The sequence below is a fragment of the Streptomyces sp. NPDC014006 genome (assembly GCF_043088925.1).
Taxonomy (GTDB): Bacteria; Actinomycetota; Actinomycetes; order Streptomycetales; family Streptomycetaceae; genus Streptomyces.
Genome location: NZ_JBICAJ010000001.1, coordinates 863,684 through 878,360, shown reverse-complemented (window position 1 = coordinate 878,360; position 14,677 = coordinate 863,684). Strand labels below are relative to the sequence as shown.

The window sequence follows — 14,677 nt, the reverse complement described above, 5'->3', positions numbered from 1 at the left end:
CGCCCCCGCCCCCAACCCCCCCCCCCCCGGGCGGCCCGGGGGTCCCCGCCGCGCCCGCCCCCCCCCCGGGGGGGCCCCCCCCCCCCCCCCCGGCCCCCCCCCCCCCCCGGGGGGGGGGCCCCCGCGCCGCGGTCGCCCCGACCGTTCTCGCGCTCGGCACGGTCAGCCTGATCACCGACGTGTCGTCGGAGATGGTGACGGCCGTGCTCCCGCTGTACCTGGTGGCCGGCCTCGGCCTGTCCCCGCTGGGCTTCGGCCTGCTGGACGGCGTCTACAACGGCTTCTCTGCCTTGGTACGGCTGGCCGGCGGCCACTTCGCCGACCGCGGCGGGGGCCGGCACAAGTGGGTGGCGGGCCTGGGCTACGGCCTCTCGGCCGCCTGCAAGCCATTGCTGCTGGTGGCGCACTCCCTGACCCCCATCGGCCTGGTCCTGGCGGCCGACCGCACCGGCAAGGGCCTGCGTACGGCCCCGCGCGACGCGCTGATCTCCCTGTGCAGTACGCCTCAGACGCGCGGCCGTGCCTTCGGGGTGCACCGGGCGATGGACACCGCGGGCGCCCTGCTCGGACCGCTGGTGGCGTTCGCCATCCTGCGGGCCACCGTGGACGGCTACGACGCGGTGTTCACGGTGAGCTTCTGCGTGGCAGCCGTGGGCGTCGTCGTCCTGGTGCTGTTCGTACCCGCAGGCCGCCCGGAACCGACGGCGGCCGACCAGACACCCGCCACGCCGGCGGACCGCCCCACCCTCCGCAACGCCCTGCGCCTGCTGCACCGCCGCGACCTGCGCCGTATCACCGTCTGCGCCCTCCTGCTGGGCCTGGCCACGGTCAGCGACTCCTTCGTCTACCTGCTGCTGCAGCGCCGGCTGGGCGTGCCCGACCGCTGGTTCGCGCTGCTGCCGCTCGGCACGGCGGCCACGTTCCTGCTGCTGGCGGTGCCGGCGGGCCGGCTGGCGGACCGGGTCGGCCGCCGTCGGCTGTTCCTGGCCGGCCACGGCGCGCTGCTCACGGCGTACGCGCTGCTGCTGACGTCCTGGCACGGGGCCGCGCTGCCGTACGCGGTGCTGGTGCTGCACGGCGCCTTCTACGCGGCCACCGACGGGGTGCTCATGGCGGCGGCCTCGGACAGCGTGCCGCAGGCGCTGCGCTCGTCGGGGCTCGCGCTCGTGCAGACGGGCCAGGCGCTCGCCCGGTTCGCCTGTTCGCTGGGCTTCGGCGCGGCGTGGACCGTGTGGGGCGACCGCACGGCGCTGGCGGCGTCGACGGTCGCGCTGGCCGTGTGCGCCGCGTGCTCGTTCGCCCTGCGCCCTCAGACCACCGCCGCCCCGCACGAGAAAGGCACCGCATGACGGCCGACCCCACGGCGCGCACCCCGTCCCGCACGCGCACCCGCGTCCTCGTGCTGCTCGCCGCGGTCGCCGTCCTCGCGGGCGTGGCCGTCGCGTCGGTGCTGCACGCCTCCGCGCGGGCGCAGCGGCGCGAGCAGACCCAGCCGGGCGGGCCGAAGGTGACCGCGGGCCGTGTGGCGCTGACCGACGGCGGCCGGATGGTCTTCCGGAACATGGCGTGGGGCCCGCACCGCGACGAACTGACCAGCGTGCCGGCCACCGACCCGGCCGGCCCGCGCACCGCCTCCGGCGTGAAGTGCCTGCGCTTCTACGCCGCCGCCGGCACCGGCGTGTGCCTGCAGGCGGTGCACGGCCCGGTGTCGGACACCTACCGCGCCGTACTCCTGGACGCCCGCCTGAAGGAGACGCACCACTACGACGTCCCCGGCATCCCCTCCCGCGCCCGGGTGTCACCGAGCGGGCGTTTCGCCGCCTGGACGGCCTTCGTGGGCGGCGACTCCTACGCCGGCACGAACTTCTCCACGCGCGCGGCGATCGTGGACGTGCGCACGGGGAAGCTGATCCCGTCCCTGGAGTCGTTCCGGATCGTCAAGGACGGCCGGGGCTACCGCGCGGCGGACGTGAACTTCTGGGGCGTGACGTTCGCCGCCGACGACCGCACCTTCTACGCGACCATGGCGACGAAGGGGCGGACGTACCTGGTCCGCGGCGACCTGACGGCCCGTACGGTCACGACGCTGCGCACGAACGTCGAGTGCCCGTCCCTGTCCCCCGACGGCACCCGTATCGCGTTCAAGAAGCGGGTGCCGGGCCTGCCCGAGGACGCCCCGTGGCGCCTGTACGTCCTCGACCTGCGCACGCTGCGCGACACCCCGCTGGCCGAGCCGCGCAGCGTCGACGACCAGGCGGTCTGGCGCGACGACCACACCCTGGTCTACGCCCTGCCGGGCGACTACGGCGCGGACCTGTACGAGACCCCGTCCGACGGCACGGGAAAGCCGCGGCGCATCAGCACCGCGGCGGTGTCCCCGGCGTACGTTCCCTAGTCCGGCCCCAGGCCGTCCCTACAGCACCGGCAGGTTCTTCCGCAGCTCGAATGCGGTGACCTCGGACCGGTACTCCTCCCACTCCGAGCGCTTGTTGCGCAGGAAGTGACGGCGGCCCGAGGCGACCTCGCGCCATGGACATCCGAACAGCACGGGGCTGCGATCGAAGGGTCGTCAGTGGTTGATGGTGGTCGCTGTGGGCCGCCCTTCGACGGCCCACAGACGGCCCGGCTCATGCGGACTCAGTCGTCGGTTGAGGGTGGCGCACGGCCCTCTTCACCGCCTGCTCGACCTCGAATCGCGACATGCCCACGCCGACGTGTGCCACGAAGTCGGTGAGGGCGGTATGGAAAGCCTCAGCCGCCACACGCCAGACCTTCCACTGCGCTTCATATGCCTCACCGCTGAGACCCGAGAGCTTCGCGTGCTCCTCCATCGCCGATCGTTCCAAGTTGATCAATCCGTCGGGAATGTCGGACACATCTTGAGACCGGCCGTCGCGCTGCCGGGGCACGACAGGGGCATAGTCCTTAGCCGCGGTCCAGCGCGAATGACCATCCGCCTGCTGCTCCGACTGGCGCCGCCGTCCAGCGCCGCTCGCAACGAGTCGATCGCCTTCACCAAAGTGGTCCACCCAGATCTGGTAGTCCCCAGGCGTAGTCCAGAAACCGAGACGGTCCAGTGGCCAGACAGGCAGGACCAACCCAGCAGGAGCTTGGCGGATGAAGTCGTCCAAGGTGATGGCACTGGGCTGCGAGTCGACGTGAGTGGCGCCGCAGCCGGCATACCGACCAAGGGGGCAGCGATGACCCTCGCGGCTAGTGCAGTCCCAGACGAGAACCCTCCGGTAGCCACCGAGGATGCGGATCTCGTATCTCGGGTTCTCGATCTGGGGTAAGCGGGCCTGGTTGGAGCGAAGCATGGCAACGCGGCTGCCTTGGGCGATGATCGAGCTGTCTGTGTGCCACGCGACCGCGTCCCGTTTAGCGGCGAGAGACCTGCGGGTCCGTTCCTTCGCCCCGTAGCCTGCCTTGAACGGAGAGTGTTGCATCTCGTAAGAGAGGCGGCGAGCGCCGACGAGAAGGACGTCCGCTCGCGTACGGCCATCGTCGGCTCGCGACTCACGTTGGGCCTGAAACCCTTCAGCGGTTCCGACCCGTTCCACGCGGTCGCAGTACGCCTTGTGCTCGTCGCTCTCCAACGCCTGGTAGGGGTGGTCGGCACTCTCACCCGGCTGATGAGAGATCACCCGTCCGCCCCGAGAGTAGGTCTTCATCCAGTGGGTGACGCGGTCCTCGTCCCAACACCAGGCGCACTTCACGAGCCGACGGCGAACAGAATCGCGGTTTTCGCAGACAAGCCGCGCCCACTCAGTGTCACTGAGTTTGCTGGCGTCTACCTTGCCTCGACCGTCGGTGAGGTAGATCAAATTGTTGTGCACTTCAGATCTGCTCCTCTGCTCCTGGGCGCGCAGGCCCGACAGTTGGCGGGGAGGCCATCTGGCCCATGGTGCGACACGGCACTGACAACGGGACCCTCGATGCGCCAATCCTTCTGGGGCGGAGCCTGAGCCATCGGATTCGATCGCTAGTTCGATTCAAGTGACAGTCTTCCCCAACATTGCCGTTGAGTGGTACAACGGTTGACCAGCAGGGGGGGATTGATGAGTGCGTCAAAACTTCGGTTTAATTGCTTTTTGCTGCGCGAAGGACTGCCCTCATACGAGAGGGCTTTGCGCGCTCAATACCGGCCAGGCGGCCAATCAGAGATGACTCGCTTAACTCCCTCGGAGGGTGCGCCTGACGGCTGCGTTGCATATTTTGCAACGAAGAGCGACGGCGTCCCGCCGTGGTCTCGGTCGTTGAGCCCGGTGTTCTCTGCCCTCGAATCCGTGAGAAGCGTTTCTCACAGGCTAGTCATTTTCCTGCCGGTCGACGACCGAGTGTTCGCAGTATGTTTCGGTTACGGTAGCTCTTCTCTTGAATGGTCTTGGATTGACCCCAACTTTGGCCTTCGCTTCGCTTCACGCGCCTACAATACCCTTGCGCTAAACGAGATTCGAAGCAGGCGCATAGACCCCTCTGCTCGCACTCAGTCGGTGCAGATACCTAACCGTACGGGTCTACGGGATTTCGACGTCGAGCTTGAGGGTGAGTTCATCCGACGGGTCGTCGGAGAGTTGGATGAAGGCTGCGAAATAGAAGGTTTGGGTGCGGTGGTGGCTACCGACTCCGTAGCCTTCAAGACGGAGACGGATCTACACGAGGTGCGCAGAGTCCTGAAGCGGATGCTCGAGACGGTGAGCGACAATGAAGCTCGGGAGGACTTGCGATTCATTGACGCACTAGAACCTCTGCGGTCCAATGCCGAAGCTACCGCAGAGCTGGAGAAGCTTCTTGCACTAAATCTCTTCGGCGATCGCGCGACGAAGCAGAGCGTGCCAACCAATGAAGACGTAGCCAATCTTGACCCCCTCATTCTGTCCTTCGCTCCGCCGGATGACCTGACGATCGAGAACGTACATCTGATCCGCCTGAAGCGCGGCGACGAGATCGCGTTCATGCAGGAGATGAGCATCCCATCACTCTTGGACGGACTGTCCGCGTTCAGAGGTTCCCTTGGCCGGACAGCGCTTAAAGACATCAAAGTCATGGCCATCGATACCGACGGAAACCCGGCCAGTCAGTCCACACCGCTGAAGAACTGGCTAATTTTCGAGGCGGCATCCGAAGACAGAAGGTATCTGCTCACACTCGGCAAGTGGTTCGGGCTGGCAGAAAGCTATGCTCGCCAATTGGACGACGACTTGGCCGAGATAGACGACGTTACTTCACTCCTGAACCTCCGTGACTGGGTGAAGAGCGAGGAAACCGAAGAGGAATCGGGCGAGAACGGCTACAACAAACGAGCGCTACATGATAGAGATGACCTTGTACTCCTCGACACCGACACCATCTCTTCCGTGGGCGATCAAATAGAGGCATGCGACCTACTGCACCGAGATGGGCATTTGATCCACGTCAAGAAGTGGTCGGACAGTCAAACCCTCAGCCATCTTTTTGCGCAAGGATACGTGTCCGCGACCACCCTTACCGAGGACGCCGATTATCGCTTGGCCTTCATTGATAAAGTTATCGGCCTGTCGCCTACCTTTGAAGAGGTTGCACGCACAGCACCAAAAAAGGTCACCTACGCAATAGCAGTCACGGGCACGCGACCAATCCCGGGGAGTCTGCCTACATTCAGCAAAGTGAATCTCAGAGGATTCGTTCGCAAACTCCGACGAATGCAGGTACACCCTTCGGTGGCACGCATTCAGATGCGAGACTAGTCGTTGATCCCCCACCCAAAGGCCCATGGCGGCGTGGTCTTCCCGCTAAGCTGGTACGCACCACTTCAGAACGGAGAGTGCTCCGCGGATGGGACCGAAGACGACCAAGGTCTACGAGACGCTTCGACATCGGCTTGCCGACGGCGTGTACGGCAGCGCCGGGGAGAAGATCCCCTCTGAACGTACGCTGACCGAGGAATTGGGCATCGGCCGGACGGCGCTCCGGCAGGTACTCGCTCGTCTGGTAGCTGAGGGTGCCCTTGAGGTGCGGGGGCGTAGTTCATATCGAGTGCCGGGCGCGGTGAGCGTGAAGACGCCGGACGGGTTGGAGCCATGGCGCATCCACGGTGAGCGCGACCTGTACGACAACCGGTGGGTGAAGCTTCAGCTCTGGGACGTCGAGCCGCCCGGCGTGGAGCGGTTTGAGCACCACGTGGTCAGGCTTCACCACGTCGCCATCACGGCCGTGATCGATGACCAGGACCGTGTACTCATGATGTGGCGGTACCGGTTCGTACCGCAGCGCTTCGGCTGGGAGCTGCCCGGCGGCATCGTCGACGAGGGCGAGGAGCCGGCGGACACAGCGCTGCGGGAAGTCGTCGAGGAGACCGGGTGGCGCCCGAAGAACATCGAGCACGTCGTCAGCTACCAACCCATGGTCGGCATGGTCGACTCGCCCCACGAGATTTTCGTAGCTCATGGGGCGGAGAAGGTTGGCGAGCCGACCGACCTGGAAGAAGCCGGCCACATCGAATGGGTACCCCTCGCCGACGTCCCCGGCCTTATGGCCCGCGGTGAGCTACTGGGTTCCGGCACCCTGGTCGCGCTGCTTCACATCCTGGCGACCCGGGGCAAACAGAACGTCACAAACGCTCATTGAGCCGGTCGACGCGACGGCGCTGCCGCACCGAACCGGTGCGGCTCGCCAGCATCCGCGCCTGCCGGAGATGGGTGTTCGCATCCTCATACTCGGCACGCGCCAGGTGCGCTTGCGCCAGATCGGCATGGAGCCCCGCCCGTGCCCGCACAAAGGTCGGGTCCATCACCTCCAGTGCACCGTAAAGGCTGGTCACCGCTTCATCTTCACCGAGCAAGCCGAGCACGTTGCCTCGCCACCGGGCGAGGTGGGCGCCGTTCAAGAAGATGCTGAGCATGTCCGGGTCCCGGTCCTCCGGTCCCGGCGGAATCGCATCCATGGCCAGGTCCAGCGCCCGCTTGCAGTCGTCGACCAGCCCGGCGTGCGCGCACAGCTCAGCTTCAGCTGCGTGTAGCCACGCCCGGAGCCTCGCCGAGCCGGACTGACCGAGACAGCGCTGAGCATCGCGAACGAGTTGGACAGCGAGTGCCGGCCGCCCCGCGTCGCTGAGGACATATGCCTGCTCGCCCATCGCGTGGGCAAGGTACATCGGCGCTTCTGCGTCGCGCGCCGCACGTTTCGCCAATTCGTAGTGTCGCCAAGCTCGCTCGATGGCGCCAGAGTCGATTGCCTGCCACGCCGCAAGGGTCGACGCGCCCGCGAGCGCAAGCGCCACGGGTCGCCGCGCGGCAGGTAACACGGCGAAGTTGAGAGCGTCCTCAAGGGCGGCGAGGTGCCCTGTCATCTGGTCTACCAACCCCGCCGCACCTATCTGCCTGTCCATCGTGCGGAGTAGTTCCGTCTGGTCGTTGAACGCCTTCACCATGGACGCGCTGACGCTGCTGGCGGAGTCGATCCGGCTGAGCAAGTCGTCGTAACCGTCGGCCACTGTCGGCGAGGCCTCCGGAGCGACGCCCCGCAGCTCAAGGTCTGTGACCCCCAGGAGCTTTCGCAGTATCGCTGCGTAGCGGTCCGAGATCGAACGCCGACCGTTCTCCCACTCGGAGACGTACACCCGCAGGCTCGCGGTGGAGGCAACGTCGGTGAGGCTCCGTCGGGCGTAATGCTCAATCTCGCGGATGAGTCGCTCTTGGGACCAACCGCGTGCCTTCCGGGCACTTCGCAGTCCTGATCCTTCGCTCACACGGCACCCCGCTCAGCATCGGTCCGATCACTGCTACCTCATGGTGCCTCACATTGCCGCAGGTCAAAAGGGGTTAACAGCGACCCTAATCCACCCCTTATGAAGGTCAGTTGGCTGCCGCAACGCCCCTCCACGGCGGTCTCCTAGAGGTGCACCGCGAGAGGGGATCACCACCCAATCTGGCGAATCGCCTTGACTCTGGTGCGCACCAGTTGCACTCTACTGGTGCGCACCAGTTCAAGGGGCTGGCTCCGATTCGTGGTGCGTGATGACGCCCGGAGGGCTCTGGGAGGGGCTCGAAGGAAGCGCAGGCACTTTGACAACTGCATGGGGATAACGCCGCCTCTCCTCGGGCCAAGTAGGCGGCCACGCGGGGCCACCCGCGTGATGTACAGCGCCAACCAAACCTTTCCGCAGCCTTCCAGCTGCGGCCGGTTGCCTCCGCTGCTCGTCTCGTACGAGCAGCGCTGAGGGGAGCCGGGCCCCGGACGCCCGTCGGCGTACCGGGTCGGTATCCACACACCCGTCGACCTGAGAGGACCCTTATGTCCGAGCGCTTGAAGGCCCAGGCCAAGAAGAACCGCGAGGCGGCTCGTGTGGTGCGTAACCGCGGAAACGAGGAGGGCGCCCAGCGTCTGGAGCGTCGCGCCGATGAGCTGCAGTCGGGACGTGTCACCGACGTCACCGACACCGTGAGCGGTCTCATCTCCTGGGCGTTCCGCCGCTGACCCCAGGCCGCACGACGCGGGAGCGACCCCGCTCGAAACGCCCCACCCACCGCTCATCAACGACATGCCGCGCCCTCTGCGCGGCTGATCACCCCATCAACGGCGCGCGCCCCCGGAGGTGCAACTCCGGGGGCGCTGTTCGGGCCGTACCAACCTGCAAGGGAGAACACGACCCAATGGACCACATCGTCACTGTTCAGGACGCTGTTACCGCGTTCGCCGATTGGCGTGAGCCGACGGCCGCGGAGCTGGACGCGATCGAGCAGGAGATGCCCGCCATCCTGGCGGAGGTCGACCTGCTCGACGCGCAGATCGTCACCCTGGACCGCACCCCGTCCGAGCTGGACGCCCGCCGCATCCGCCGCGCCCGCCGCCGGGTGCTCGCGGAGCGGGCCGCGCTCGCCAACCGCACCGCCACGGTGCCGACGGGGGGTGCCGCGTGAGCGCCACCGACTCGAACCTGACCGCGATGCTCGCCGAGGTGAAGGCGGAGATCGCGCGGACGGACACCAAGACCGGGCTGCTGCTGGCGTTCGTCGGCGCCGTGCTCGCCGGCGCCTGGTCCGTCGCCCGCGACCTGCCCCTGAACCTCGCCGCCTACATCACCGGCGGCCTTGGGCTCGCGGTGCTTGTGACGGCGGCCGGGCTGCTGCTGCGGTCGACGCGGCCGAACCTGCGCGGCCGACATGGTTTCCCGCACTGGGCCACGCTCACCACCGACCAGGTCGCCACCACCGCTGCCTCCCGGGATCTGTCCGCCGACGTCGCCGGCCTGTCCCGGCTGGCGGTCGCCAAGTTCGCCCACCTGCGCCGCGCGATCGACCTCACCTTCGCCGGTGGCGCGCTGCTCATCCTGGCCGCCCTGCTCGCCCTCGGGGGTGCGGCGTGAAGACCAGGACGGTTCTGCCCGCCGCCGTGATGACGGCGGTGTCCATGGTGCTCACTCTGGCCGTGGTTGTGATGTGGCTGGGTGGGGCGGTGCCGTGGCCGGTCGCGCTGGTCGTCGGTCTCGGGATCGACGGCGGATGGCTGGCCACCCTCGCCTATGAGCGCCGCCTCGCGGCGCAGGGCGACCACAGCGCGCCGGTGACCGCCGTCGGCTGGTCCTTCGGCCTGCTCGCCACCGGCGTCCTGGTCGCTCATGCGGTCACCGCTGACGATGCCCGTGGGGCGTGGCTGGCGGTGGCGTGGCTGCCGCTCGCCGCGAAGGCCCTGTGGCTGGTGCACGGGCTGTGGGAGCGCACGGCGCTCACCGCGGCCGCGTTGGACGCCATCGCCGGGATTCAGCAGGAGGCGCGCGACGAGGCGGCCGTGGCCCGTGCCCGGTTGCGCGCGGAGGCCGCAACCGAGGAAACCCGGTTGACGGCCGTGACGCAGGCCGGGGCGCGCGTCGCACGCGTCCAGGCAAGGACTGCCGAGACCCTTGCCGGTGCCTGGTCGACGCTGGAGGCGGCGCGGCGGGGGGAGGGCACCGGCAGGGCTCTGACCAGCGTGACGACTCCCGTCACACCGAGTGTCACGGCCCGCTGGGAACTGCCCGTCTGGGGCCCCAGTGAACCCGTCGCGGCGCTGGAGTCCGCACCTGCGCTCACCGATGAAGCCCTGGACGCGCTGGTGCACGAGATCCGGCACAGCGAGACCCCAGCCCTGTCCTACCGCGAGATGGCCACCCGCTTCCGGGCGGCCGGCCACTCCGCCTCCGAGGTCCGTCTGCGGGCCGCCTGGAAGCGGGGGGTCGCGTGAAGCTCCACCGCGAGAGTCCGGCAGAGGACAACGCCCGCACCCTGCGCCTGCTAGACGCCGCTGACGCCGCGTTCGAGCACGAGCCGACCAGCGCGCTGGCCGCCGACTTCGAGGCGGTCGTCATGGAGGGCCTGCTCACCGACCGCTCCGTCCCCGTCTATCCGCCCGCCCGCCACACCTACCCCCGGAGGGACTGACATGGGCAAGCCCGACACCCGCCGCCTGGACAAGGCGATCCAGCAGAACGAACGCAAGCTCGCCGCGGTGCAGAACCGCGAGATGTGGCCGCTGGACGGCCGCGAGCGCCGCGCCGTGCTCCGCGCGGTCGTCTCCGGCACCCGCAGCCTGCACAAGGGCAACGGCACCCGCCGCGCCGACCGGCAGATGGACACCGCCTGGCACAGCGCCGAAACCCGGCTCATCACCGAGATCACGGCGTTGAAGACCGAGCGGCAGCGCATCGTCAACGAGGCCGCCACCGCCAAGGCCGCGAAAAAGTCGTCGGGGTGGTGGTGAGCGCCCACCGCGCCTTGAACAGCCCGTAGCAATGCCCCCGGGGGCGGTCATCCCGGCCAAGGAAACAGACCGCCCCCGGGCCCCTTTCACCACCCGTTTACGAGTAGCAGGGAGCACTCAGCATGACGGACAGCACGATGGGCCCGCACCTGCGGCCCGTGCCCGACACCGGCCCCGACGAGGACGCCCCGGCGACGCCGGTGCCGGTGGACAACCCGGCCCTGCCGGACCCGAAAGTGACCATCGAAAAGCGCAAGCCGGTGCTCGCCGGATGGCTCACCAACAAGCGCGACTTCCTCGCCACCGCCCGCCACGCGGGCGCGAACGTCAGCTACGCCGCCCTGTTCCACGGGGTGCGCGTGCCGGTGTATGCCGGACGCCTGGCCCTGGTGTCGCCCCGCGGTGCGTGCCGGTTCGTCGCGGCGACGAACCGGTGGGTGTGGGACCGGGAGGCCGCGCCCCTGCGGGAGTTCGCCGTGCGCACCGAGGACGTCGAGGAGTACATGCGCCTGGCCCGGCTGCGTGCCGGCCGCATCCGCCTGCGCGGTCTGGTCACCCTGGTCGCCGCCGTGTTCGGTCTCGGGTTCGCCCTCTACCTGTACGTCCTCGCCCCCGCCTACCTGTACGCGTTCGCGGCCGGCGGTGTGCTGCTGCTCGGCCTGGCCGGGCAGCAGCCCGACGCCCCCGTGGTCGGCCCGGCAGTGCTGAAGACCGAGGTGCAGAAGCTGACCGGCTCCATCGTCCTGCGCGGCCTCGACAGCATCGGCAACGCGAAGATCACCGCCGCTATCAAGAAGGGCGGTGACATGAACGGCCTGCGGTTCGTCTCGGAGATCGTCCGGGACGGCCCCGGCTACCGCGCCGACCTGGACCTGCCCTACGGCGTGACCCCCGAGGACATCATGGACGCGCGCAAACCGCTCGCCTCAGGTCTGCGGCGCAAGGTCGGCTGCGTGTGGCCCTCACCGGACCCCGAACAGCACGAGGGACGGCTGGTGCTATGGGTCGGTGACCGGCCCATGAACGAGACGACGAAGCCGGCGTGGCCGCTGCTGAAGGACGGCCGCGTCGATCTGTTCAAGCCCGTCGTCTTCGGCAATGACCAGCGCATGCGGTGGGTTGAGGTGACGTTGATGTTCGTCTCGATCGTCATCGCCTCGGTGCCCCGCATGGGCAAGACCTTCCTGATGCGGCTGCTGCTGCTGATCGCCGCTCTCGATCCGCGCGCCGAGATCCACGCGTTCGACTTCAAGGGCACCGGTGACTTCGGCGCGCTGGAGCCGGTCTGCCACCGCTACCGCGCCGGCGACGACGAGGACGACATCGAATACGTCGTCCAGTCGCTGCGCGAGCTGCGCGAGGAACTGCGCCGCCGGGCGAAGGTCATCAAGTCGCTGCCCCGCTCGCGCTGCCCGGAGTCCAAGGTCACCCCGGAGCTGGCCAACGACAAGAGCCTGGGACTGCACCCGATCGTGATGGCGGCCGATGAGTGCCAGGTGCCGTTCGAGCACGCCAAGTACGGCGCGGAGATCGAGGAGATCTGCACCGACATCACCAAGCGCGGCCCCGCGCTCGGCATCATCGGCGTCTTCGGCACCCAGCGGCCGGACGCGAAGTCCCTGCCGCCGGGCATCAGCGCCAACGCCGTGTTGCGGTTCTGCCTGAAGGTCATGGGCCACACGGCCAACGACATGGTCCTCGGCACCGGCGCCTACAAGGCGGGCATCCGCGCCACGATGTTCTCCCGATCCGACCGGGGCATCTGCTGGATGGCCGGCGAGGGAGACGACGCCCGCATCGTCGCCTCCGCGTTCGTGGACGCGGTCGGCGCGGAACGCGTCGTCACTCGCGCGCGCAAGATGCGCGAGGACTACGGCAACGTCACCGGCCACGCCGTCGGCAAGGGCCCCGACAAGTCCGGCACTGGCTCGAACATCCTCGCCGACGTTCTGGACGTGATCGCGTCCGACGAGAAGGCCGTGTGGTGCGAGCGGATCGCCGCCCGCCTGGCCGCCGCCCACCCCGAGACGTATGCCGGCTGGGCCGGTGAGAACGTCACCGCCGCGCTCAAGCCCTGGGGCATCAAGCCGGGCCAGGTGTGGGGCACCACGGACGAGGGCGAAGGAGCCAACCGGCGCGGCATCAAGCGCGCCGACGTCACCGCCGCAATCACTCGCCGTAACGCCGATCGGGCCGCCGCCTGACCCAAGCGGCACTGCTAGACCTAGCAGCCGCCACCGCTAGGTCTAGCAGCCCCACTAGCGCCCCACAGGGCCGCTGATCAGCGAACTAGCGCCTAGCGGCCCATCTGCGAAATCCCCCGGAAACCGCCCCGAGAAGGGATGTGAGCCTCCGTGGCTCTCGCTAGCCTCGCCATCCTGCTCATCCTCGCCGGTTACACCGTGTTATGCGCGGTCCGGCCGTTCGCATCATGCCGCAGGTGCTCCGGGACCGGCATCCGGCAGGCCCGCCGCACCGTCAAAGCGTGCTCCCGCTGCCGTGGGCGCCGCTACCGGCTCCGCATCGGACGCCGCCTGCTCAACACCGGACGGGACATCCACCGCGCCGGCACCCAACCGCACCGCCGCCACGACTCCGACAGGGGGTTCACGCCGTGGCCGTGACCGTCTCACTCGTCGCCTTCTTCGGCCTCGTCCTGTTCTTCCTGCTGCGCTCCCGCAGCCTCACCCCAGGCGCCGCATTCGTCGCCGCCATGTTCGGGTTCTTCCTCGCCTCCACCGGCGCCGCCGGACCCATCAACCAGATGACCGCCGCCATCGTCCACGCCATCCCCACCCCCTAACCAGCCCAGCCACCCCGCCCCCGCACCGGAAGGAACTCCATGAACCCAGAACAGCACCTCCCGGCGCCCACGCTGCGGGCCGTCGAGACCCACCGCCCCGCCCCCACCACCCCGGCCACCGTCGTACCAGCGCCCCTCGCCCCCATACAGCCGGGCACCGTTCCCACGGTCGCGAGCATCGTCCTGCCCGACGGGAGGATCGTCACCGGCTACACCGTCAGCGCCATGCAGCCCGAACCGCTCACCGACAAGCCGGCCGTCTCCCGTGCGGCGGTGAACGTCGCCCTCGGGGGTGTGGGGTTCCTCGCCGTGTGCGGCGGCCTGCTGCTGCTCACTACGTTCATCGCCGCGCTCGCCGCGCTCATCCAGCAGCTCGTCATCCTCGCCGCCGTCATCTTCGGCGGCTTCATCGCCGTCCAGGTCTTCGGCCGCCGCCCCGACCGGGGCGGGACCACGGTCAACATCCGCAAGGCCGTCTTCAAGCGCAACCACTTCCACCGGTAGGGAGATCCGGCATGGACATCGACCCCGACGAGATCGTCACCGTCGAACTGAGCTGGGACAACGACGGCGAGCCGACCAGCTACAGCCGCGACATCAGCCGCCGCCAGCTCGGCGCCCTGCTCATGCAGGTCGACGACATGGCCGCCGACACCGAAGACCACACCGCCTAACCCCGAGGGAGTCCCGTGTTCGAGATCCGCGCTATCTGCGACCCGGCCGACGCCGACCGCGTCACCGCCGCGCTCAGCACCGCATTCACCACCGGCAGCGTGCGCCGGCACCCCACCCGCGACGGCCAGCGCGTGCGCCTGTACATCACCGCCGACCACCGCTCTGCCGCGCAGGCGTGGCCAACACCCGAGCAGGCGTACGCCATCGCGCCGAGCATCCTCGACGAGATCGACTGGACCGTGCAGACCATCTCTCACACCCCCTGCCACGTCCCGCTGGACCGGGAGTTCTGGCTGCGCAAAGCCGCCCTGCTGGACCGCATCGCCCTGGCCAAGAGCCCGGACGGCTTGAGCGACGTCGACCAGGACGCCAAGGAAGCCGCCTCCCGCCTGATGGAGGAGGACGACCCGCCCGTGATCTGCGACCCGCGCACCTACGTCCGTCAGCAGTACGCCCACTGGGCCCAGCACCACTAGCCACGCCAAG

At 68.6% G+C, this 14,677-nt stretch carries 17 protein-coding genes and 1 pseudogene; 15 read left to right on the top strand and 3 right to left on the bottom strand.

What is annotated here, in order from left to right; translation table 11 throughout:
- Positions 1 to 179 precede the first annotated feature (179 nt).
- Together ACF1GV_RS04045 and ACF1GV_RS04040 are read left to right on the top strand one after the other, a co-directional pair.
- Complete coding sequence (locus ACF1GV_RS04045) at positions 180 to 1,349, top strand: MFS transporter (protein ID WP_391677585.1); 1,170 nt, start codon at positions 180 to 182, stop codon at positions 1,347 to 1,349.
- Entirely contained in the window at positions 1,346 to 2,395 is a 1,050-nt protein-coding gene (locus ACF1GV_RS04040; RefSeq protein WP_391677583.1) for a TolB-like translocation protein, read from the top strand. Before ACF1GV_RS04045 ends, ACF1GV_RS04040 begins: the two co-directional genes overlap by 4 nt.
- An 18-nt stretch (positions 2,396 to 2,413) precedes the next feature.
- On the opposite strand, the pseudogene ACF1GV_RS04035 reads toward ACF1GV_RS04040, so the two are convergent.
- Both ACF1GV_RS04035 and ACF1GV_RS04030 read right to left on the bottom strand, forming a co-directional pair.
- A pseudogene (locus ACF1GV_RS04035) lies at positions 2,414 to 2,500 on the bottom strand (glutamine synthetase); the annotation flags it as partial.
- A 127-nt stretch (positions 2,501 to 2,627) separates the two neighbouring features.
- Positions 2,628 to 3,836 carry a hypothetical protein gene (locus tag ACF1GV_RS04030; protein ID WP_391677581.1) on the bottom strand — a complete coding sequence of 403 codons (1,209 nt, stop codon included), beginning with the start codon at positions 3,834 to 3,836 and terminating at the stop codon, positions 2,628 to 2,630.
- 222 nt (positions 3,837 to 4,058) lie between these two features.
- Here ACF1GV_RS04030 and ACF1GV_RS04025 point away from each other — a divergent pair, with 222 nt between their 5' ends.
- Positions 4,059 to 5,726 carry a DUF6119 family protein gene (locus tag ACF1GV_RS04025; RefSeq protein WP_391677579.1) on the top strand — a complete coding sequence of 556 codons (1,668 nt, stop codon included), beginning with the start codon at positions 4,059 to 4,061 and terminating at the stop codon, positions 5,724 to 5,726.
- Between the two features lie 88 nt (positions 5,727 to 5,814).
- Complete coding sequence (locus ACF1GV_RS04020) at positions 5,815 to 6,606, top strand: NUDIX domain-containing protein (protein ID WP_391677577.1); 792 nt, start codon at positions 5,815 to 5,817, stop codon at positions 6,604 to 6,606.
- On the opposite strand, the gene ACF1GV_RS04015 is transcribed toward ACF1GV_RS04020, so the two are convergent.
- Entirely contained in the window at positions 6,590 to 7,597 is a 1,008-nt protein-coding gene (locus tag ACF1GV_RS04015; protein ID WP_391677575.1) for an XRE family transcriptional regulator, read from the bottom strand. The genes ACF1GV_RS04020 and ACF1GV_RS04015 overlap by 17 nt on opposite strands.
- 674 nt (positions 7,598 to 8,271) lie before the next feature.
- Between ACF1GV_RS04015 and ACF1GV_RS04010 the strand changes: the two genes are divergently transcribed.
- The 11 genes from ACF1GV_RS04010 (at position 8,272) to ACF1GV_RS03960 (ending at position 14,667) form a co-directional block, all read left to right on the top strand.
- Positions 8,272 to 8,454, top strand: a complete 183-nt coding sequence (locus ACF1GV_RS04010; protein WP_391677574.1) for a hypothetical protein — start codon at positions 8,272 to 8,274, stop codon at positions 8,452 to 8,454.
- A 176-nt stretch (positions 8,455 to 8,630) separates the two neighbouring features.
- Positions 8,631 to 8,897, top strand: a complete 267-nt coding sequence (locus tag ACF1GV_RS04005; RefSeq protein WP_391677572.1) for a DUF6284 family protein — start codon at positions 8,631 to 8,633, stop codon at positions 8,895 to 8,897.
- Positions 8,894 to 9,343, top strand: a complete 450-nt coding sequence (locus tag ACF1GV_RS04000; protein WP_391677570.1) for a Pycsar system effector family protein — start codon at positions 8,894 to 8,896, stop codon at positions 9,341 to 9,343. The genes ACF1GV_RS04005 and ACF1GV_RS04000 overlap by 4 nt, the downstream gene beginning before the upstream one ends.
- A complete protein-coding gene (locus ACF1GV_RS03995) occupies positions 9,340 to 10,197 on the top strand; it encodes a protein spdB (RefSeq protein ID WP_391677567.1) in 858 nt (285 codons plus the stop codon). Before ACF1GV_RS04000 ends, ACF1GV_RS03995 begins: the two co-directional genes overlap by 4 nt.
- Positions 10,194 to 10,394, top strand: a complete 201-nt coding sequence (locus tag ACF1GV_RS03990) for a hypothetical protein (RefSeq protein ID WP_391677566.1) — start codon at positions 10,194 to 10,196, stop codon at positions 10,392 to 10,394. The genes ACF1GV_RS03995 and ACF1GV_RS03990 overlap by 4 nt, the downstream gene beginning before the upstream one ends.
- A gap of 1 nt (position 10,395) precedes the next feature.
- Positions 10,396 to 10,713 (top strand): hypothetical protein, encoded by a 318-nt coding sequence (locus ACF1GV_RS03985; RefSeq protein ID WP_391677565.1) that lies wholly within the window; start codon positions 10,396 to 10,398, stop codon positions 10,711 to 10,713.
- A gap of 122 nt (positions 10,714 to 10,835) precedes the next feature.
- Complete coding sequence (locus tag ACF1GV_RS03980) at positions 10,836 to 12,917, top strand: cell division protein FtsK (protein ID WP_391677562.1); 2,082 nt, start codon at positions 10,836 to 10,838, stop codon at positions 12,915 to 12,917.
- Between the two features lie 410 nt (positions 12,918 to 13,327).
- Positions 13,328 to 13,516 carry a hypothetical protein gene (locus ACF1GV_RS03975; protein ID WP_391677560.1) on the top strand — a complete coding sequence of 63 codons (189 nt, stop codon included), beginning with the start codon at positions 13,328 to 13,330 and terminating at the stop codon, positions 13,514 to 13,516.
- Positions 13,517 to 13,555: 39 nt separating this feature from the next.
- Entirely contained in the window at positions 13,556 to 14,020 is a 465-nt protein-coding gene (locus ACF1GV_RS03970; protein ID WP_391677558.1) for a hypothetical protein, read from the top strand.
- Positions 14,021 to 14,031: 11 nt separating this feature from the next.
- Positions 14,032 to 14,190: a hypothetical protein gene (locus ACF1GV_RS03965; protein WP_391677556.1), complete on the top strand. Its 159-nt coding sequence runs from the start codon at positions 14,032 to 14,034 to the stop codon at positions 14,188 to 14,190.
- 15 nt (positions 14,191 to 14,205) lie between these two features.
- Positions 14,206 to 14,667 (top strand): hypothetical protein, encoded by a 462-nt coding sequence (locus tag ACF1GV_RS03960; RefSeq protein WP_391677553.1) that lies wholly within the window; start codon positions 14,206 to 14,208, stop codon positions 14,665 to 14,667.
- Positions 14,668 to 14,677 lie beyond the last annotated feature (10 nt).